Annotated in this window: 23 protein-coding genes; 9 read left to right on the forward strand and 14 right to left on the reverse strand. The window is 73.4% G+C overall.

The window, feature by feature from the left end:
- Nucleotides 1-46 precede the first annotated feature (46 nt).
- Nucleotides 47-679 (reverse strand): nucleoside/nucleotide kinase family protein, encoded by a 633-nt coding sequence (locus ACZ7JA_RS33380; protein ID WP_389304314.1) that lies wholly within the window; start codon nucleotides 677-679, stop codon nucleotides 47-49.
- A 68-nt stretch (nucleotides 680-747) separates the two neighbouring features.
- On the opposite strand from ACZ7JA_RS33380, the gene ACZ7JA_RS33385 reads away from it, so the two are divergent.
- On the forward strand, nucleotides 748-1,440 hold the full coding sequence (locus tag ACZ7JA_RS33385; RefSeq protein ID WP_351672447.1) for a DUF2293 domain-containing protein: 693 nt from the start codon (nucleotides 748-750) through the stop codon (nucleotides 1,438-1,440).
- Between the two features lie 203 nt (nucleotides 1,441-1,643).
- A complete protein-coding gene (locus tag ACZ7JA_RS33390; protein ID WP_470812295.1) occupies nucleotides 1,644-3,131 on the forward strand; it encodes a glutamate synthase subunit beta in 1,488 nt (495 codons plus the stop codon).
- A gap of 79 nt (nucleotides 3,132-3,210) precedes the next feature.
- On the opposite strand, the gene ACZ7JA_RS33395 is transcribed toward ACZ7JA_RS33390, so the two are convergent.
- The 3 genes from ACZ7JA_RS33395 to ACZ7JA_RS33405 are packed head-to-tail and all read right to left on the reverse strand — an operon-like array spanning nucleotide 3,211 to nucleotide 4,619.
- Nucleotides 3,211-3,453: an SAM-dependent methyltransferase gene (locus tag ACZ7JA_RS33395; protein WP_470812189.1), complete on the reverse strand. Its 243-nt coding sequence runs from the start codon at nucleotides 3,451-3,453 to the stop codon at nucleotides 3,211-3,213.
- A 50-nt stretch (nucleotides 3,454-3,503) separates the two neighbouring features.
- Entirely contained in the window at nucleotides 3,504-3,758 is a 255-nt protein-coding gene (locus ACZ7JA_RS33400; protein ID WP_351672445.1) for a DUF397 domain-containing protein, read from the reverse strand.
- Complete coding sequence (locus tag ACZ7JA_RS33405; RefSeq protein WP_351672443.1) at nucleotides 3,759-4,619, reverse strand: helix-turn-helix domain-containing protein; 861 nt, start codon at nucleotides 4,617-4,619, stop codon at nucleotides 3,759-3,761.
- A 204-nt stretch (nucleotides 4,620-4,823) separates the two neighbouring features.
- On the opposite strand from ACZ7JA_RS33405, the gene ACZ7JA_RS33410 reads away from it, so the two are divergent.
- The 3 genes from ACZ7JA_RS33410 to ACZ7JA_RS33420 all read left to right on the forward strand — a co-directional run bounded on the left by ACZ7JA_RS33410 (nucleotide 4,824) and on the right by ACZ7JA_RS33420 (nucleotide 8,174).
- Nucleotides 4,824-5,528 (forward strand): ATP-binding protein, encoded by a 705-nt coding sequence (locus ACZ7JA_RS33410; protein WP_389304310.1) that lies wholly within the window; start codon nucleotides 4,824-4,826, stop codon nucleotides 5,526-5,528.
- On the forward strand, nucleotides 5,525-5,953 hold the full coding sequence (locus ACZ7JA_RS33415; protein WP_351672439.1) for a hypothetical protein: 429 nt from the start codon (nucleotides 5,525-5,527) through the stop codon (nucleotides 5,951-5,953). The genes ACZ7JA_RS33410 and ACZ7JA_RS33415 overlap by 4 nt, the downstream gene beginning before the upstream one ends.
- 358 nt (nucleotides 5,954-6,311) lie before the next feature.
- Complete coding sequence (locus ACZ7JA_RS33420; RefSeq protein ID WP_351672459.1) at nucleotides 6,312-8,174, forward strand: ABC transporter ATP-binding protein; 1,863 nt, start codon at nucleotides 6,312-6,314, stop codon at nucleotides 8,172-8,174.
- 6 nt (nucleotides 8,175-8,180) lie between these two features.
- On the opposite strand, the gene ACZ7JA_RS33425 is transcribed toward ACZ7JA_RS33420, so the two are convergent.
- The 3 genes from ACZ7JA_RS33425 to ACZ7JA_RS33435 form a co-directional block, all read right to left on the reverse strand.
- On the reverse strand, nucleotides 8,181-8,357 hold the full coding sequence (locus ACZ7JA_RS33425) for a hypothetical protein (RefSeq protein ID WP_167357441.1): 177 nt from the start codon (nucleotides 8,355-8,357) through the stop codon (nucleotides 8,181-8,183).
- Nucleotides 8,358-8,615: 258 nt separating this feature from the next.
- Entirely contained in the window at nucleotides 8,616-9,260 is a 645-nt protein-coding gene (locus ACZ7JA_RS33430) for a DUF899 domain-containing protein (protein ID WP_470812193.1), read from the reverse strand.
- 156 nt (nucleotides 9,261-9,416) lie between these two features.
- Nucleotides 9,417-11,264, reverse strand: coding sequence for an FUSC family protein (locus tag ACZ7JA_RS33435; RefSeq protein ID WP_470812195.1), 1,848 nt, complete (start codon nucleotides 11,262-11,264; stop codon nucleotides 9,417-9,419).
- A gap of 245 nt (nucleotides 11,265-11,509) precedes the next feature.
- Between ACZ7JA_RS33435 and ACZ7JA_RS33440 the strand changes: the two genes are divergently transcribed.
- Together ACZ7JA_RS33440 and ACZ7JA_RS33445 are read left to right on the forward strand one after the other, a co-directional pair.
- On the forward strand, nucleotides 11,510-11,926 hold the full coding sequence (locus tag ACZ7JA_RS33440; protein WP_450745309.1) for a RidA family protein: 417 nt from the start codon (nucleotides 11,510-11,512) through the stop codon (nucleotides 11,924-11,926).
- Nucleotides 11,923-12,390, forward strand: coding sequence for a GNAT family N-acetyltransferase (locus tag ACZ7JA_RS33445; RefSeq protein WP_470812198.1), 468 nt, complete (start codon nucleotides 11,923-11,925; stop codon nucleotides 12,388-12,390). Before ACZ7JA_RS33440 ends, ACZ7JA_RS33445 begins: the two co-directional genes overlap by 4 nt.
- A 100-nt stretch (nucleotides 12,391-12,490) precedes the next feature.
- On the opposite strand, the gene ACZ7JA_RS33450 is transcribed toward ACZ7JA_RS33445, so the two are convergent.
- Entirely contained in the window at nucleotides 12,491-13,186 is a 696-nt protein-coding gene (locus ACZ7JA_RS33450) for a uracil-DNA glycosylase (protein ID WP_351672428.1), read from the reverse strand.
- 189 nt (nucleotides 13,187-13,375) lie between these two features.
- On the opposite strand from ACZ7JA_RS33450, the gene ACZ7JA_RS33455 reads away from it, so the two are divergent.
- Nucleotides 13,376-14,074, forward strand: a complete 699-nt coding sequence (locus ACZ7JA_RS33455; RefSeq protein ID WP_351672426.1) for an RNA-binding S4 domain-containing protein — start codon at nucleotides 13,376-13,378, stop codon at nucleotides 14,072-14,074.
- Nucleotides 14,075-14,098: 24 nt separating this feature from the next.
- On the opposite strand, the gene ACZ7JA_RS33460 is transcribed toward ACZ7JA_RS33455, so the two are convergent.
- The 3 genes from ACZ7JA_RS33460 to ACZ7JA_RS33470 form a co-directional block, all read right to left on the reverse strand.
- A complete protein-coding gene (locus ACZ7JA_RS33460; RefSeq protein WP_470812201.1) occupies nucleotides 14,099-14,542 on the reverse strand; it encodes a DoxX family protein in 444 nt (147 codons plus the stop codon).
- Between the two features lie 66 nt (nucleotides 14,543-14,608).
- Nucleotides 14,609-15,298, reverse strand: coding sequence for a class I SAM-dependent methyltransferase (locus ACZ7JA_RS33465; RefSeq protein WP_351672422.1), 690 nt, complete (start codon nucleotides 15,296-15,298; stop codon nucleotides 14,609-14,611).
- A gap of 75 nt (nucleotides 15,299-15,373) precedes the next feature.
- The gene (locus ACZ7JA_RS33470; protein WP_389304296.1) at nucleotides 15,374-16,282 is read right to left on the reverse strand and encodes an acyltransferase domain-containing protein; all 909 of its coding nucleotides are present in this window, start codon (nucleotides 16,280-16,282) and stop codon (nucleotides 15,374-15,376) included.
- A gap of 63 nt (nucleotides 16,283-16,345) precedes the next feature.
- Between ACZ7JA_RS33470 and ACZ7JA_RS33475 the strand changes: the two genes are divergently transcribed.
- Nucleotides 16,346-16,597 (forward strand): DUF6343 family protein, encoded by a 252-nt coding sequence (locus tag ACZ7JA_RS33475; protein ID WP_351672418.1) that lies wholly within the window; start codon nucleotides 16,346-16,348, stop codon nucleotides 16,595-16,597.
- A gap of 45 nt (nucleotides 16,598-16,642) precedes the next feature.
- Here ACZ7JA_RS33475 and ACZ7JA_RS33480 read toward each other — a convergent pair whose 3' ends face one another.
- From ACZ7JA_RS33480 to ACZ7JA_RS33490, 3 genes are all read right to left on the reverse strand, one after another.
- On the reverse strand, nucleotides 16,643-17,023 hold the full coding sequence (locus ACZ7JA_RS33480; RefSeq protein ID WP_351672416.1) for a tetratricopeptide repeat protein: 381 nt from the start codon (nucleotides 17,021-17,023) through the stop codon (nucleotides 16,643-16,645).
- A 49-nt stretch (nucleotides 17,024-17,072) separates the two neighbouring features.
- Nucleotides 17,073-17,720, reverse strand: coding sequence for a dephospho-CoA kinase (gene coaE, locus ACZ7JA_RS33485; protein ID WP_351672414.1), 648 nt, complete (start codon nucleotides 17,718-17,720; stop codon nucleotides 17,073-17,075).
- A gap of 69 nt (nucleotides 17,721-17,789) precedes the next feature.
- The gene (locus ACZ7JA_RS33490; protein ID WP_389304293.1) at nucleotides 17,790-18,728 is read right to left on the reverse strand and encodes a PAC2 family protein; all 939 of its coding nucleotides are present in this window, start codon (nucleotides 18,726-18,728) and stop codon (nucleotides 17,790-17,792) included.
- Nucleotides 18,729-18,782 lie beyond the last annotated feature (54 nt).

The following is an 18,782-nucleotide window of genomic DNA, read 5'->3' on the forward strand; positions in this document are numbered from 1 at the left end:
CGGAGAGGCCGCGGCCTCTCGTGGAGCAGGCGCCGGGCCGGCCCGTTCAGCCGTTCCAGGCGGGGTGGCGGGGGTCGTCGGCGCGCACGAGGACGTCGGCGGCGGCGTCGGGTGCGGTCTCGGCCGCGTAGCGCTCGAACGCGGGGAGGGTCCAGTGGTCGGGCTCCGGGGTGCGGCGACGCAGGGCGCCCGGAGAGAGGAGGACGTGGACGGTCAGGTCGAACGGGAACCAGTGGCGCAGCAGGAGGGGGCCGTGCATCAGCAGGATTCCGCCGGGCGGGAGTTGGACGTACGGGCTGCGGGTGGCGCGGTCGGTGACCGGGTCCCACAGGTCGGGCAGGACGCGGCCGCTTCCACCGGGGTCGAGCGGGCCGAACACCTCACGCCACAGGGCGCCGGTGTCGAACCAGCCGCCGTAGTACGACTCGGCGTCCCGGCGGCCGTGCTCCAGCCGGAGGGACGCGGGGCGCAGGAAGTCCTCCGCGCCGACGACGAGCGAGGGCCGCCCCCGTACGCGCAGCGCCTGGGCGACGCGCTCGGCCAGGTCGCCCGGGTGGGCGGCCGGTGCTCCGTCGAAGCCGGCTCGCGGCCAGGCGCCGCCGTCGGCCGGTTCCAGCTCGAGGAGCCGGTCGGCCAGCCGCTCGGCGAGCCGGTCCCAGGTGATCGCTTCGAGTCGCACAGGCCCATGATGCCGGGTGCGGCCCCGGAGGGCGGGAGAGGGCGGGCGGCACGGGGAAGGAACCACCCATGGCGGTATCTCCAATTCCTCTGTATCCGGGTGGGCTTGTCGTGGTCCAGCCCCAGCGGCGCAAACACTGCGCGGGGTGCAGGCGTGGTCCGCTGCCGCTGCTCGTGCTGGAGGACGGCGTGCCGCGCTGTCTGGACTGCGCCGACCTCGGGCACCTGGTCTTCCTGCCGCGCGGTGACACGGCGCTGACCCGCAGGGCGCGGGAGGAGAGCGCGCTGTGGGCGGTGGTGGTGCGGTTCGACCGGCGCCGGGGCCGTTACGACCGGCGGGGCCTGCTCGTGGAGGAGCCGGCGCTCGCCCGGGCCGAGGCGCGCTGCCTGGCGGACGCGGAGGCACGACGCCGGCGGCGGGCCCGGGACGCCCGGCGCCGGGCGGTGGAGGACGAGCGGTTCACGGCGGCGTTCGCGGCGGAGATCGTTCGCCTGTTCCCGGGGTGCCCGGCCGATCGGGCTCGGGCGATCGCGGCACACGCGTCGGCGCGGGGCAGCGGCAGGGTGGGGCGGAGCGCGGCCGGGCGGGCGCTGACGGAGGGGGCGGTGACCTCGGCGGTCGTGGCCGCCGTACGGCATGTGGACACGCCGTACGACCAGCTCCTCATGAGCGGAGTGCCGAGGTACGAGGCGCGCCGGCGGATCGCGCCGGCCCTGGCCGGTGTGCTGCGGGAATGGGCGGGGGCCGCCGACGCCGGCTGAGGTTCCCGGTTCCGGCTTCCGCCCGCGCCGGGGGCCGGGAGGAAACGGCCGGCTCCCCGTCGAGACGGGCTCCGAGAAAGCGCTGTCGGCCACTCTGCGGGGGTGGGGAGGGGGACGTATCGTGGCCGGAAGGGTGCCGCCCGATGACGCACGGCCCGTCGTACACCGAGTACCCCGGGTACCCGTACGCGAGGAACACGACCATGGCCGATCCCAAGGGGTTCATGACCACACCGCGGCAGGAGTGGCCGCGGCGGCCCATCGAGGAACGGGTCCGGGACTGGGACGAGGTCTATGTCCCCGGAGCGCTGCTGCCCATCATCAGCAAGCAGGCCGACCGCTGTATGGACTGCGGCGTTCCGTTCTGCCACCAGGCCTGTCCGCTGGGCAACCTCATCCCCGAGTGGAACGACCTGGTCTCCCGGGAGGACTGGCGGGCGGCAAGCGACCGGCTGCACGCGACGAACAACTTCCCGGAGTTCACCGGGCGGCTGTGCCCGGCGCCCTGCGAGGCGGGGTGCGTGCTCGCGATCAACCAGCCGGCGGTCACCATCAAGAACGTCGAGTGCGCGATCGCCGATCGGGCCTGGGAGGACGGATTCACCCCGCCGCGGCCCCCGGAACGGCTGTCGGGCAGGACCGTCGCCGTGATCGGGTCGGGGCCGACGGGGCTCGCCGCGGCGCAGCAGCTGACCCGGGCCGGTCATACCGTCGCGGTGTACGAGAAGGACGACCGGCTCGGGGGGCTCATGCGCTACGGCATTCCCGAGTTCAAGATGGAGAAGCGGCATCTGGAGCGGCGGCTGGAGCAGATGCGGGCCGAGGGGACGAAGTTCCGTACGTCGACGGCGGTCGGGCGGGACGTCCCGGCGGACCAGCTGCGCACGCGGTACGACGCGGTGGTGCTCGCCACGGGTGCGACGGCATGGCGGGAACTTCCGGTGCCGGGGCGGGAGTTGCGTGGAATACACCAGGCGATGGAGTACCTGCCGCTGGCCAACCGGGTGTGCGCGGGGGACCTGGAGGCGTCGCCGCTGTCCGCGGCCGGGAAGCACGTGGTGATCGTGGGCGGCGGGGACACCGGCGCCGACTGTCTGGGTACGGCGGTACGTGAGGGCGCGGCGTCCGTGAGCCAGCTGGACATCTACGCGCAGCCCGGCGCCGAGCGGGACGAGGACACCGAGCCGTGGCCGACGTATCCGAAGATCTACCGGCTGTCCGCCGCGCACGAGGAGGCGGGGGAGCTGCGGACGGCTCCGGCGGCGGACGCGGACGCCCGGCTGTTCGCGGCGTCCACGCTCCGCTTCACCGGTGACGACAGCGGGCACGTCCGGTCGCTGCACCTGGTCGAGGTCGACGAGCGGCGGCAGCCGGTGCCGGGCACCGGGCGCACCCTGCCCGTGGACCTCGTCCTGCTCGCCCTCGGCTTCTCCGGGCCGGACCGGGAGGACGGGCTCGTCGGGCAGCTGGGACTGGCCATGCAGCCGCGCGGCACGATCGCCCGGGACGAGGGTTTCGCCACCAACGTCCCCGGTGTCTTCGCCGCCGGGGACGCGGCGCGCGGTCAGTCGCTCATCGTGTGGGCGATAGCGGAGGGGCGGGCGGTGGCGGCGGCCGTCGACCACTACCTGACGGGCGGCTCCCGCCTCCCGGCGCCGATATCGGCGCACGACCGGCCGATGACCGCCTAGCCCCATCGCCGGTCGCCGGCCGGCCCACGACCGACGCCCCGTGAACCGACCGGCGACCGGCGACCGGCGACCGGCGCGCCTATCGCCTGCGTGCCACCGCCCCGTACCCCGGAATCATCCCGTCGTCCTGACCGGGCACCGGTTCGCCCAGTTCGGGGTGCCACTTGTGCACGACCTCGACGCCCGGCTCCAGCAGGTCGAGGCCGTTGAAGAAGCGGGCGAACTCCTCGCGGGAGCGCAGGGCCAGGGTGACTCCGGCCGCCTTGAGCTTCTCCGTGGCCCTGTCATACGGCGATCCGTGAGCGTCTGACGCGTTGGACAATCAAGTGGAGCTCACCACAAACAAGTTGGTTAAAGGCAATCATCAGTCGTTCAGGAGAGCAGGAAGTCGGCCACCCCCGCCTTGGCGCCCTCGATGAAGGCGGTCATCTCGTCCGAGGTGTAGATCAGCGCGGGCCCGTCCGGGTCGGTCGACTGGCGTACGGCGATCCGGCCGTCGGCGAGCTTCATCGCCTCCAGGCAGTTCCCCCCGTTGCCGCCGCTCCAGGGCTTGTGCCACCCCTCGCTGCCCAACTCCCCCGCGGGCATGCCGTTGTAGACGCGACTGCGCGGCGTGATGCGATCCATTCACAGCTCCTTGCGGAGATCCCGCAGGATCTCCTTCGTGCGTTGTGCAGTGGCGGCCTGCGCCGCCATGCGGTCCATGACCTCCAGGTGGGTCGCCACCTCGGAGCGCGCGTCCAGGTAGACCGCGCCGGTCAGGTACTCGCTGTAGACCATGTCCGGAAGTTCGGGCACGGCGAACCGGAAGAGCACGAAGGGCCCGTACGTCCCCGGGTGCGGCCCGTTGGCGAACGGGGCGACCTGGAGCGTGACGTTGGGCAGCTTCGTGGCCTCGAGCAACTTGTCGATCTGCGCGCGCATGACCTCGGGACCACCGACCGGGCGGCGCAGGGCGGTCTCGTCCATCACCGCCCAGAAACGGGGCGCGTCGGGGCGGGTGAGCAGGTTCTGGCGCCGCATGCGCAGCGCGACGTGGCGCTCGATGTCGTCGGGGCTGGTCTGGCCGATGGCGCCCGACTTCAGCACACCGCGCGCGTAGTCCTCGGTCTGCAGCAGGCCCGGGACGAAGTGCGGCTCATAGGAGCGGATGAGACCGGCCGCGCCCTCGAGGCTGACGTACATCGAGAACCAGCCCGGCAGGATGTCGTGGAACCGCTGCCACCACCCCGGCCGGTTGGCCTCCTCGGCGAGCTGGACGAAGAGTTCGGCCTCGTCGTCGGGGACTCCGTAGGCCTTCAGCAGCAGTTGCAGGTACGGGATCTTGAGGGCGACCTCGGCCATCTCCATCCGGCGGATGGTGGCGGGGGCGACACGCAGGACGCGGGCGGCTTCCTCGCGTTTCAGCCCGGCGCGTTCCCGCAGGTCCAGCAGGCGCCTGCCGAGGACCACCTGGCCCACGGTCGGCGCGGACCGCGGTTCGCTCACGCTCCACCTCCGGCACGATCCGCCATGACAAAAGAGTCCGGGACAAAAGATTCCCGACAGCCCTGCGGCGCCGTTCGAAGACCCGTTCGATGATCCGGGGGATCGTCGACGGTCCCAATTGGCGCCGCGCGAGGTGCTGTTGCGAGCAGTGTGCCACGGCCTCCCATCGAGTCACACAGCACTCTGCATTTTTCAGAGTGACACTTGCCAAGTGTTCACGCCGGGGAGATAGTGGCAAGCGTGATTCCGTCCGCGCCCTTAGGAACAGACACCGCCGCAGACGCCCCGCGTCTCGGCGCCGATGGCGGTTCCCCCGCTCGAGCAGGTTCGAGTGCGGGCGAGGCGGCGACCCCTGACAGGAACACCGGCGGGCGCCGGTTCCGTTTCGAGCTGGCCGCGCACCCGGGCTCCGCCGCGCAGGCGAGGCGTCTGGCACGCGCCCGGCTGACCGGCTGGTCGGTGTGCGAGGACACCTGCGACACCGCGGCCCTGGTCATATCCGAGCTGGTCACCAACGCGATCGTGCACACCGCGAGCAGCCGTGTCGTATGCGAGCTGCACGACCACGACGACACCGTGCGCATAGCCGTGCACGACGAGGGCTGCGCACCCGGCGAACCCCATCCCTCCCCGCAGCGGCCCGACGAGGAGCACGGGCGGGGGCTGCTGCTGGTGGACACGCTGTGCCGGGCCTGGGGCGCCCAGGAGCACGGGCCCGGGCTGCTGGTCTGGGCCGAGCTGGCCCGCCAGACCGACGCGGCCCACGATCTCTCCGAACCGCGCAACGACCTGGGCTGGGGCACCCGCCCCAAGCCCGGCGGCCCACCGCCCGGCCCCGGCGACGAGGAGGAGGCGCAGGGGCGGCACCGGGCCCCGGCGCAACGGCGCCGGACGCGGGAGCACCGGTGAGCGCCGCCGACGCGTGCGGCAGGCCGCTCGGCCTGGACACCCTGGTCCGTCTCGGACGCCACCGGCGGATACCGGCCCAGGTCCGCCGCCCGGTGGTCCCGGAAGGCATGACGGCCCCGCTCGGCTGCGACGCCGTAGCCGTGCCGGACCGCCTCGGACCGCTGATCGTGCCGCGGCTGCCCCGGGTGGGCTGCGTGTACGCCGACGGGGCGCACTGGTGGTGGATCGTTCCGTCGGACTCCGACTACGCCCTCCCCTGGCCCGTCCCCGCCCACTACGCCACCGGCGCCCCCGTCCCCGACGCCGCCCGGCTGATCCACCGCCCCGAGAGCACGGTCCCGTACACCCCGCCGATCCCCTTGTACCTGGCCCTGTGCCGGGTGACCGGCACGACCCCGGACTGGTCCCGGGCCGTTTCGGCGTAGCGCCACCGGCTCCCCCGAGACGGTAGGCCTTCCGCGTGCGGCCAGCCTCCCGTACCCCACACCCCGCACAGCCCCGAGCCGAGCCCTCGCTCCCCCGCCAGTGCTCCCCGCGCGCCCCCGGTACCCCCGCTCGCGCCCTGCCCCGCCGCCGGCCCCGGCCGCGATAGTGGCCGTGACCGTAAGGCCAGCCGCCCGGGCCGGCCGCGCGCCGCGGCCGGCCCTCGGTGGTTCACGGAGAGCCAGGGGCGGTCCACGGCGCCCTCGGGGGAGGTTCCAGGTGCGGAAGAGGCGTACGGCGGCCGGCCCTGAGGTCTCGGCGTCGGAGCGGCTGCTGTTCGGCGGGCCGCTGCGCTACGACATGGGATGGAACAAGCACGCCGACGCCTTCCTGGAGCTCGGTTTCCGGGCGATGGTGGTGCGGCTGCCCGGCATGCTGGCCTCCAGCCTGCGGCTGGCCCGGCAGGCCGATCCGTCGGCCGCGCGGACCGTACTGGCCGCCGAGGCGGGCCGGGGCGTGGCCCAGGCGGTGAGCCTGCTGGCCGTGAACAGCGCGCTCGGCAGGCTGCTGGCCGGCGCCGACATCGAACGGCGGCTGCGCGACGCCGTCCCCGCCCTGGCCGTCGTCGCCGCCATGATGCTGGTCGCGGCGCTGCTGCGGGCGGCCTCCACGTATGCCACCGGACGGCTGGAGCCCAAGGTGGAACGGGTGGCGACCGAGCTGTACCTGGAGCGGGCGGCCAACGTGGAACTGGCCGCGATCGAGGACCACGCCTTCCACAAACTGCTGGACACGGCCCGGTACGGCGCCCAGTCCGCCCGCCGCATGATCATGTACGGGGCCCGGGTGATCAATGCGGTGATCTCCCTGGTCGCCGCGGCCGGAGTGCTCACCGTGCTGCATCCGGCCCTGCTCCCGCTGCTGGTCACCATGACCCTGCCCAGCGCCTGGAGCGCCCTGACCAACGCCCGCCGCCGTTACGAGTCCTTCCACGTCTGGATTCAGCACTCCCGCGCCGGCCACCTGATCGGTCACCTGCTCACCGAACCGGCCGCCGCCCCGGAGATCCGGGTGCACGGCGTCGGCCCGTTCCTGCTGCGGCACTACCGGTCCATGTCGGAGTCCGCGGAGGCCGAACAGGCCCGGCTGTCCCGGCTGGCCGCCCGCACCGGCCTGATCGCGGCCGCCTGGACGGGCCTCGCGACCGTCGCGACGTACGCCACGCTGGGCGCGCTGCTGCTGACCGGCGCGATGGCGCTGGCGGTGGCCGGCACCGCTGTGATCGCCATCCGTACCGGGGCGGCGAGCCTGGACACCCTGGTGCTCGAGATCAACGAGCTGCACGAGGAGGCCCTGTTCGTGGGCGATCTGCAGCGGCTGTACGCCGAGGGAGCCGAGCGGGCCATCCCGGCCGGCGGCCGGCCGCTGCCCGAGGAGCCCGAGGAGATCCGGTTCGAGCACGTCACGTTCAGCTACCCGGGTGACACGACCCGTCCGGCCCTCGACGACGTGTCCCTCACGTTCCCCCTCGGCCGGATCATCGCGCTCGTCGGCGAGAACGGCTCGGGCAAGACGACCCTCGTCAAGCTCCTCGCGGGCCTCTACACCCCGGACCGGGGGCGGATCCTGTGGGACGGCGTCGACGCGGCGGACGCCGACCGGAGGCTGCTCGCCGAGCGCGTCGCGATGGTGGCGCAGGACTTCAAGCGCTGGCCCTTCACCGCCCGGGTGAACGTGGCCATCGGCCGGCCCTCCGCCGCCCTGACCGAGGAGCGGCTGGCCACGGCGCTCGCCGAGGCCGGCGCCGAGGACGTGGTCGCCGAGCTGCCGCGCGGTCTCGACACCCTGCTCGCCCGCGAGTTCAGCGGCGGCCACGAGCTGTCCGGCGGCCAGTGGCAGCGACTGGGCATCGCCCGGGCCGCGTACCGGCGCGGGCGGATCCTGATCGTGGACGAGCCCACCGCGGCGCTGGACGCGCGGGCGGAGCTGGAGGTGTTCGAGAAGATCCGGGCACTGGCGGGCAGCGGGCAGACCGTCGTGCTGATCACCCACCGGCTGGCCTCGGTCCGTCACGCCGACCTGGTGCACGTGCTGGAGCACGGACGGCTGGTGGAGTCCGGCACCCCGGAGGAGCTGCTGACCAGGGGTGGTGTCTACGCCGAGCTGTACGCGCTGCAGGCGGAGCAGTTCACGGCGCGGATACCGGCCCCGAAGCCGGCCTGAGCGGCCTCACTCGGCGCCGTCCCCGCCGCGCACGATCACCAGGAACGTGTCCGTCGCCAGGTCCATCACGACCTCGGCGGGCAGGCCCTCGAGACGTCGCGCGTGCGCGAATTCCTCGGCGGGCCACGATCCGCGCGGGCCGCCTGCGGGAAAGCGTTCGAGCACCGTTCGCCCGTTCACCATCTCGCACCTCCAGAAGCGTTGTACTCGTAGGAGTTAACGCTCTGAGGAGGGCGAACGCCTCGCCCAGTGACCCGACTGAGACCATGTCGACACCCGTTCAGCGCGGACCGTGAGGATCCGTGCACCTTGCGACACGAACCGTACGTTCGGCGACGGGTTCGGCGCATACCGTGTCAGGCTCGCGCGTCGCACCGCCGGCCGTCGTGCCGGCGAGCCGGGCAGTCGTCGTGCCGGGCGCGTGCCGGATCCGCGGCTCGGTCAGTCCGCGTACTCGTCGTGGTACCGGAGCCGGTCGCTGCCCAGCGGGCTGCGGCCGAGCGCGGTCAGATCGAGCAGGCCCGCGGTGGTGCCCAGCGTGTCCAGGCCGTCGTCGTGGACCGAGTAGGTGTGGAAGACCCGGTCCCGGTCCCGGAGGAAGCAGCTGAGCCCCGGCCGTTCCACGAGTGCCCCGGCCCGCTCCACGGTCGCCTCGAAGTCGCGGTTGAAATCGCTGTGGCAGGAGGAGTACCAGGGCACCGCCCAGCCCATCCGCGCCTTGAACGGCAGGATCCGGGTGAAGGGGGCCCGGGACACGGCCGCGAACGAGGTGTCGCGCGCGTGCAGATGGGCGAGGTGGCCGACCTGGTCGAGGAAGGCGGCGCAGCAGGGGCAGCCGGCCTGCCACTCGGGGTCGAACATGAAGTGGTGGACGACGAGTTGCGTCCGGCCCTCGAAGAGGTCGAGGAGCGTCGCCTTGCCGTCGCCGCCCTCGAACACGTACTCCGGGTCGGCCTCCACCATGGGCAGCCGCCGCCGCTCGGCGCTCAGCACCTCCCGCGCCCTGCGCACCGCGTCCTCCTTGAGCAGCAACGCCTCCCGTGCCGCGCGCCACCGCTCGCGCGAGACGATCTCCGGAAGCGACATGGGCCCTCCTGTCCTACGGCCTGTATCAGGTCGGTTCCGGGTGGTGACCGGCGGCGGACCGGGAACTCATCGGAGCGCGCGAAGATTTTTTCCGGCGCGTGGATTTTCTTCCTTCCGCGGCCGGACGCGCGCGTTACGAGCCCCTGAGGGAGCTGGCTATGCCGCGGCGGGCGGCACGGTCCACGCCTCGCGCCGCTCCAGCTCGTCGAGCAGGTCCCGCAGCAGTTCGGTGTGCCGGGCGGTGAGCCGTCCGGTGTCGTCGAGGTGCACCGCGCAGGCCGTGGTGGTGTCCACGAGACGTTCCAGCACGACGGCGACGGTGTCCGTGCCCTCGGTGTGCCGGGCCAGTGCGGGCAGCTCGGCGGCGGAGACCGCGATGGCGGTACGGGCCTCGGCGAGGGTGCGGTACGCCTCGCGGCGCAGAGCCCAACGTTCGGCGCGGTCGCCGGACTCGCTCAGCACGTGCACCAGGTAGGCGTGCGCGGCGCTCCCGGCGGTGTCGAGCCGGGCCCGTACCCCTCCGCCCCGCTTCCCCGGCATCGGCAGATGACCGACGATCAGCACGATCGCGCAGGCCAGCAGGGTCTCGGCGATGCGGCTCAGCGAGGCCTGCCGCTCGCCGCCGATCATGACCAGCGCCAGCACCAGGGGGGTGATGACGGCGGTCAGCGCGGCGAAGTTGCGGGTGGAGAGGGGGACCAGCGCCCCGCACACCGTCACCAGGACGACCAGCCCCTCCGGCCGGGGCAGCAGCGCGGCGAACCCGGCGAACACGAGGGCGCCCAGCACGGTACCGGCGGCCCGGCACAGCACCCGGGAGGCGAGCGGCCCGAGGTCGGGCTTGACCAGGAAGACGGTCGTGGCGGGCAGCCAGTACCAGTGCTGGTGCTGCCCGTACCAGCGGGCGTCGTGCAGCGCCTGGGCGACGGCCGCGCTCGCCCCGAAGCAGACGGCGACACGCAGTCCGTACTCCCGCCCGCCGGTGCCGAACACGGCCCGGACCGCGGCCTTGACCCCCCGGCGCCGGGCGGGCAGCCGCTGTGCGCCGTCCCCGGCCCGGTCGAAGGTCTCGGCGGCACGCAGCAGGGCGTCGTCCAGGGCGCGCAGCGCCGGCGCCGATCGGCTGGGCGCCGGCAGCGGTCCGGTGCCGGTGTTGCCGCGGACGGCGGCGGCGAGCCGCCGGGGGCCCTCGGCCGCCCGCGCGGAGACCGGCTCGCCCGCCCAGGCCAGGGCGGTGGCGGCCTCGGCGAGGGGCAGCGCGGCGGTGAACTGGGCGTGCAGCCGGCGCTCGGCGGCGGAACTGGCGCGGCGGCGCAAGCGGGGTCCGGCGAGCGCGTCCTGCGCGTGGTCGAGGGCGGCGGTGAGCGCGGCCCGCCGGGCCGTGGCGCTCGTGCTTCCGGTGGCGTCGATCAGGGCGGCGATGGCGTCGTACACGTCGGCGACCGCCGTCCGCTCGCCGTCGAACCGGAAGTCACCGGCGAGCGAGCCGGGCGTGGGCAGGACGAGGCGCAGCAGAAGCAGCCAGCCCGCTCCGGCCAGGAAGGCCGCGCCCTGCTGCCAGCCGCTCCCGGCCGGCGGCGTCCCGGCGCCGACGGCGGCGGTGACGAGCAGTTGCGTGCCGGCGGCCGAGGCGACCGGCCCGACGGCGCTGACGCCTCCGGCGGCCAGTCCTAGCCCGGTGAGGACCAGGGTCAGCGGCACCGCGGACAACTGCTGCCCCGCGTACGAGCCCACGAGCAGCCCGACGGTCCCGGCCAGCGCGGGCACCCCGAGTCGCTTCACGGAGGCCCGCCTGCTGCCGGGCCGGTCGTTGATGCCGGCGAGCATCGCGGCGATGGCGGCGAGCACGCCCAGCGGAGTCCGGCCCGCGAGCATTCCGGCGAGCAGCAGCGGCCCGGCGGCGAGCGCGCCCCGTGTCAGCGCGCTCCACGGGACGGGCCCCCGCTGGGTGCGCAGGGCATGCGTGAGCCAGAGCGGCAGTGGCAGTGCGGCGGGGCGCGACACGGGGCTCCTGTCCATACGAGGGCGGCTTGGGCCTTCGGACGACAGTGGCCGGGCGCTTCAAGTGCGGATACCAGGATACGGGGCCCGTCCCGAACGCCTGGGACGACGACGTTTCGGGGCGGTGAATCCCGTTAGGACCTCGCGGGTTCCCGTGCCTCGGCCGTCGGGCCGGAAATTCGGGTGCGCCGGGCCGCGTGGTCCTCGGATGATCGGGAGGTTGTCCGCCCACCACCCCAGGAGCCGCCATGATCCGGCGTGTGACCTCCCCCGCGCTCTTCCCGCCGCCCGCCTACTCCCACGCCTCCGTGGTCGAGGCCGGCACCAGGCTCGCCTTCCTCGCGGGGGCCGTCCCGCTCGACGAGAAGGGCGAGGTGGTCGGTCCCGGCGATCCGGTGCGGCAGGCGGAGCAGGTGATCGCCAACCTCACGGAACAGCTGCACGCCGTCGGCAGCGGCCTGGAGCACGTGCTGCAGACGGAGGTGTACGTCGTCAGCGGCGAGCCCGCCGTGCTGTCCTCGGTGTGGGAGGTCGTCGAGGCCTCGGGGCTGAGCCGCGGGCCGCACTCGTCGACGCTGCTCGGGGTCGCCTGCCTCGGATACACCGGGCAGCTGGTGGAGATCACGGCGACGGCCGCCGTGCCGGACCCGGGAACGGACCGATGACGTCCGGGGACGGGATCGTGCTGCGGCGGGCGGTGGCGGCGGACGCGGGTGCGGCCGCCGACGTCTGGCTGCGGTCCTTCGCCGCCGCCCTGCCCACGGTCGTCCGGCCCCGCACCGACGACGACGTGCGGGGCCACTTCCGCGACGTGGTGGTACCGCTGCGGGAGACCTGGATCGCCGTGGAGACGGCGGCAGAATGCCGGACAGTCGGCGTGATGGTCCTGGACGGCGACCTGCTGTCGCAGCTCTACCTGGATCCCGGGTGGCGCGGGCGAGGCGTCGGGGACCGGTTCGTCGCCCTGGCCAAGGAGCGCAGTCCGCGGGGGCTGACGCTGTGGACCTTCCAGGTCAACAAGCCGGCACACCGCTTCTACGAACGGCACGGTTTCGTCGCCGTCGAGCACACGGACGGCAGCGGCAACGAGGAGCGCGAGCCGGACGTACGGTACGTGTGGCGGCCCTGAGACGTGGCAGGTACGTGTGGCGGCCCTGAGACGTGGCAGCCCTGAGACGTGGCGGCCTTCAGTCCTGGCATGAGGCCGGGCCCGGGCTACGGGGAAGCGGTCAGGGCAACCCGGCCGTGTCCGCGGCCGTGCGCAGCACCTCGCGCAGCATCTCGGCGGTGAGCCGGCCGGTGAAGGTGTTGCGCTGGCTGACGTGGAAGCAGCCGAAGACGTCCAGGCCGCCGAGGGCGACCCGGGCGCCGTGGGCGAACGCGGGACGCGGGCGCGGCACCGGCCAGCCCGCCTCGGCGAACGCGGGCAGCGCAGCCTGCCAGCCGAAGGCGCCGAGCACGACGGCGGCCCTGAGCGTCGGCCGCAGCAGCCGCAGCTCCTGGACCAGCCAGGGGCGGCAGGTGTCACGCTCGCCGGGGGTGGGTTTGTTGGCGGGCGGGGCGCAGTGCACGGGTGCGGTGACGCGGACTCCGTAGAGCTCCAGGCCGTCGCCGGCCCGCTCGGAGGTGGGCTGCGAGGCGAGGCCCACGTCGTACAGCGCCTGGTACAGCACGTCGCCGGAGCGGTCACCGGTGAACATGCGTCCGGTGCGGTTGCCCCCGTGGGCCGCCGGCGCGAGTCCGATGATCACGAGTCGCGCGTCGGGCGGGCCGAAGCCGGGCACCGGCCGCCCCCAGTACGTCCAGTCGGCGAACGCGGCCCGCTTGGTCCGGGCCACCTCCTCACGCCACTCGACGAGCCTGGGGCAGGCCCGGCACTCCGCGACGCGCCGGTCGAGCCGGGCCAGGTCGCTGCTGTCGTCCATGCCGCCACCGTATGCCCGTCGTATGCGTGTCCCATGCATGGGCGACGCGGCCGGCGGACCGTGTGCGGCGGGGCGTCAACCCCGGAGACTCGCGCACCGCGCCCCGCCGATGGACAGGCGGGTTCGTACGCGGAACGGCCGCCGGAAAATCCGCCCGGCCTGCCGGGTCCGGCGAGTTAGGGTCGGGGCATGGCTTCCGAGGATGCGGACGAGAACGTGCACCGTGACAGCGGCGGGCCGGGCGAACCGGCTCCCGTCCCGGCCGCCGATGGCTCCGGGGCCGCGGACTCCCAGCCGCTCGATCCCAAGGTCGCCGCCGCGGTGGCCGCCGCCGAGGCGGCCGGTCCGGGGAAGGGCGAGAGCGTACGGATCGACAGCTGGATCTGGGCCGTCCGTCTGATCAAGACCCGCTCCCTGGGCGCCACCGCCTGCCGGGGCGGGCACGTGCACGTCAACGGCGAGCGGGTGAAGCCGGCCTACTCCGTGCGGGTCGGCGACGAGGTGCGCCTGCGGCACGAGGGCCGGGAACGCGTCGTGATCGTCAAGCGGCTGATCCGCAAACGCGTCGGCGCCCCTGTCGCCGTGCAGTGCTACATCGACAACTCCCCGCCTCCGCCGCCCCGCGAGGCCGTGGCTCCGGCCGGCCTCCGCGACCGCGGCACCGGCCGCCCCACCAAGCGGGACCGCCGCGAGCTGGAACGACTGCGCGGGCTGGGCGGACTCGGCGGACCGGGGGCACCGGGCGGGATGGGTGGCCTGGGCGGGCCTGGTGGGTCTGTCGGGTCCGGTGGCCCGAGTGGGCCCGGTACGGGACGAGCGCAGGGCTCCCGCGGGCGCGGCAGGACGGGCGGGACCGGAGGAACGGGCGGGCGTTCACGGGGGCGGTAGTTTCGTCTCCTCCGGGGGCCGAGATCAGGCCCGGCGTCCCGCGCGCCGCAGCAGGGCCAGCAGGTCCAGGTTGTGGGCACGCCGGGTCCACGCGATCAGTGCGAGCGGCACGATCAGGATCAGCGGGGTCGCCGCGTTCTGACCGTCGAAGACGGTGACCTGGACGATGAACGCGCCCACCATCAGCGCGCTCAGCGCCATCGCCGCCACCGACTGCAGGACCGGCACCAACAGCGCCACCGCGCCCGCCAGTTCGAGCGCGCCGATGGCGTACATGGCCGCACTGCCCCATCCCATTCTGTCGAAGGACTCGACGGCCGACGGGTGGGCGATCAGCTTGGGCAGCGCGCTCGCGATCCCGAAGAACAGGGCCAGCAGCACCTGCACCGAGCGCAGGGCGATCCTGGCGAATCGGCCGCGGGTGGTGGAGGTGGCGGTGGAGGTGCTGGGGGCGGCGGTCTCGGACATGGTGGTCTCCTGGGTGAAGCGGTCCCGATTGCTGTCACAGAGGTAGACCGGCCTCGTCCCGCGAACTCATCGCTCCTGGACCACCGGCATCGCCCTCACCCATGTCCGGTCCGGGGTCAGATACGTGTCCACCTCAAGTCCCGCCTCCGCCAGCGCCTGTTCGAACTGCTCCTTGGTCAGCGGCCGGCTCCGGAACGTCTGCGTCCAGACCGCGTCCGGGAACACGTACTCGGCGCGTACCGCGCGCACTCCGTCGCCGACGGGCTCGTCCGACGCGATCCGCACGGTGAAGCCGCTCGGGTCGACCCGCTCTCTCGGTACGTCGGAGTGGTAGTCCTCGCCCTCCCGCTGAATGAGCACGCAGCCGCCTTCCGCCACGTGCCGGGCGCAGGTGCGCAGCAGGCCCCGGCGCACCTCGATGTCGCCGGCGTGCACGAGGAACGAGGCGAGCATCACCACGTCGAACTTCTCGTCCAGCTCCAGCTTTTCGATCGGCCCGCATATCGTGCGTGCCCCGCGGACGCGGGCGAGCATCTCGGCGGACTCGTCGACCGCCGTGACCGTGAAGCCGCGTTCGAGCAGGGCGTGGGTCACGCGGCCCACTCCGCTGCCCAGTTCGAGGATGTGCGCCCCGGCGGGGACGGCGCTCGTGATGACGTCCGGTTCGCCGCCGACCGGGAGCCGCGTGTAGAGCTCGACCGCGCAGCCGTCCGGGGTGATCGCACCGGGTCCTGTTCCTTCGTATCCCTCACGCATTTCGACCGTCATGCCGGGAGAACGGGTGGGGCGGGAGCGGGCGTTCCCGGGAGGGTGGCGGTTCACTCGTTCGAGTCAGGTACTGGGGAACGGGAACCATCCGTGTCCGACGTACCAGTGGCGTCCGGCTCTCAGGTGGTCGCCGACGGCCCGTTCGACGGGGGTGCGCCGCGGCAGGTCGGCGTACGGCAGGTCCGGGTCGCCGAAGACGAACCGGACGGGCGTGGTGTCGGCCGGTTCGGTGTCCTGGTGGGCGGTGCGGAAGCGTTCCTGGAAGCGGACGATGTTGGAGTGTGCGGGCAGGTACCGCTTGAGCTGGGGGTCGAGCAGCCAGGAGTGGCAGACGGCGGCCGGGTGCCTCTCCTCCGGGTAGTGGCGGGCGAAGAACTCCCCCGCCAGCGCCAGTGAGCGGTCGCAGGCGGCCGGTGTCAGCGGGCCGTGGCAGCCGGGTATGTGCAGGCTCAGGCAGGGCGTTTGCGGGGTCACGTCCAGCCCGGCCGCCGTGAGAGCCGCCGCGGTGGGCTCCCCGAGCGGGGCACGCTGGTACTGCAGGCGTCCCAGTCGGTACAGCTCGCCGCGGAAGTGCAGGGTGAGCCAGCGCGGCGCCAGGATGCCGGCCGTTCCGTGGCGGGCCCGGTGGGCGGCCATGTTCCGGCCGAGGTCGGCGAGGGTGCGCCGGGTGACGTCGGCCGGGATGCCGCGTTCCCGGTGGTACCGGCGGACGTGGGGCAGGGCCGCGACGAAGACGTGGATTGGGAAGCAGCGTCGCAGCGCGTCGGTGGGCACGTCGGGGTCGGGAAGATCGGCGCCGCCGTGGGTCGCCCCCATGTCGCGCACCAGATCCGCGACGGCGTTCTCCAGCGACTGCCGCAGTTCCGGGTCGTCGCGGACGTGGCGGCCCACGCGTACCAGGTCGTCGATGTCCTCGTGGGGTACGGCCAGGTCGAGCAGTTCCTCGGCCAGTTCGTCGGCGTCGGGCAGCAAGCGGTGACCCCCTTGGTCGCGTCCTGGGGGAAGAGTACGTTGAAGTCGGGAACGGTGATCCGGATGCGTACGGGCAGTGAGCCGGTGACCGCGCGCAGTGCGCTGCGGGCGCGGTTCTGGCTGAGCCTGTGGGGGATCGTCTGGGCGATCTTCGGCACGGCCGTGTTCTCGCTGGTCGGGCGTCCCGGCTGGGCCGCCGCCTGCGGGGTGCTGTGGCTGGTGGCCACGGTGGACTTGGCCGTGATCCTCAGGCATCTGCGGCAGGGCCCGCACTATCAGCCGGGGCCGGACGTCCCTCCGTACCGGCACGGCTGACGGCGGGGATCCGCCGCCCGTGACGGCAGCCGGCGGTCGCCGGGATCAGGAGTCGAAGCGGGCGGCCTTGAGGTACTCGGGGTTGGGGTCGAGTGCGGCGGCCAGCCGGAAGTGTCGTTTCGCCTGGTCGGGGCGGCCCTGGCGTTCGTAGGTGCGGGCGAGCGCGAAGTGCGCGAAGGCGTTGTCCGGTTCCCGCTCCAGCACGATGGTGAACTCCAGCTCGGCGGGCCGCAGTTGCGCGGCCGCGAAGAAGGCACGCGCGCGCAGCAGCCGGGCCGCGGTGTTCTCGGGGTGTGCGGCGACGACGCCGTCGAGCAGTTTCACCGCGCCCCGCGGGTCCCGCGCGTTGAGCAGTTGTTCGGCCGCGCGGAAGTCGATGACATGCGTCTCCGGAGTACGTCCGGACGAACCACTGGTCTCGGGCACGGCTGAGTCCTTCCCTTGCTGGAGGGGTTCAACGCGCGGGCGCGGTCCGCTATTCCGTGCCGTCCGTCCGCGGTGCGTCGTCCGGGGCTGCCGTGCGGGGTCCGCGTGCCCGGCGTACGAGGCCGTCCCAGACCTCCGCCACGCGCTTCCTCAGGGCGTCGAGGGGCACGTCGTTGTCGATCACGACGTCCGCGATCTGCCGGCGCTGTTCGCGGGTCGCCTGCGCGGCCATGCGGGCGCGTGCGTCGTCCTCGGTCATGCCGCGCAGCCGTACCAGCCGGTCGAGCTGGGTGGCGGGGCTGGCGTCGACGACGATGACCAGGTCGTACAGAGGGGCCAGCCCGTTCTCGGTGAGCAGCGGGACGTCGTGGACGACGACGGCGTCCTCGGCCGCCGCCGCCTCCAGTTCGCTGGAGCGGGCGCCGACGAGGGGGTGCACGATCGCGTTGAGCACGGCCAGTTTCCCGGGGTCGGCGAAGACGATGGAGCCGAGCCGGGGCCGGTCCAGGCTGCCGTCGGCGGTGAGGATGTCCGCGCCGAAGGCATCCACCACGGCGGCGAGCCCGGGTGTTCCGGGCGCCACGGCCTCGCGTGCGATGCGGTCGGCGTCGATCAGTACCGCCCCGTGCTCCACGAGCAGCCGTGACACCTCGCTCTTGCCGGCGCCGATCCCGCCGGTCAGGCCCACTTTCAGCATGAGAGGAAGCCTAGGCCCTGTCGGTGACGGCGCCACGGCCGGTGTGGGCCGTGCGACGGGGCGGCGGCTTCAGTTCTCGCCTTCGCGCTCCGCCAGGAAGCGTTCGAACTCGCGGCCGATCTCGTCGGCGGAGGGGATGTCGACCGGTTCGGCGAGCATGTTGCCCCGGGTCTCGGCGCCTGCCGCCGCGTCGTACTGGTGCTCGAGTCCCTGGACGAGCGCCGTCAGCTCCTCGTCGCCCTCCTGGATCTGCCGGTCGATCTCGGTCTGGGTGCGGTGGGCCTCGGTGCGCAGCGTGTGCGCGACGCCCGGCAGTACCAGGCCCGTGGCGGCCGTGACGGCTTCCAGTACGGTCAGCGCCGCGTCCGGGTAGGGCGAGCGGGCGATGTAGTGGGGGACGTGCGCGGCGACGCCGAGCACGTCGTGGCCGGCTTCCATGAGGCGGTACTCCAGCAGCGCTTCGGCGCTGCCGGGCACCTGGGCCTCCTCGAAGGGGCTGCGGTGTCCCGGGACCAGGTCGGAGCGGTTGCCGTGGGGGGTGAGGCCCACGGGACGGGTGTGGGGGACGCCCATGGGGATGCCGTGGAAGTTCACGGACAGCCGGACGCCGAGCCGTTCCACGATCTGCCGTACGGCCGCCGCGAACCGTTCCCACTCGATGTCCGGTTCGGGCCCGGACAGCAGCAGGAAGGGGGCGCCGGTGGCGTCCTGGACGAGGTGGACCTCGATGGCCGGGACCTCGTAGTCGGTCCAGCGGTCCCGGGTGAAGGTCAGCAGCGGCCTGCGGGCCCGGTAGTCCACGAGCCGGTCGTGGTCGAAGCGTGCCACGAGCTGGTGGGGCAGAGAGTCGAGGAGCCGGTCGACGATCTGGTCGCCGGTCTCACCCGCGTCGATGTATCCGTCGAAGTGGTAGAGCATGACAAGTCCGGCCGACTCCTGGGCGAGCGCCATGTCGACCACGGCGAGGCCCTTCGGCTCCCATGCGTACAAACCCTGCGGATCAAGCACTGTGACCGCTCCTCCTCGTGTTCCCCCTGGACAACGCGCCCTGGAGCGTGGGCA

This window comes from Streptomyces sp. NPDC038135, assembly GCF_055601245.1.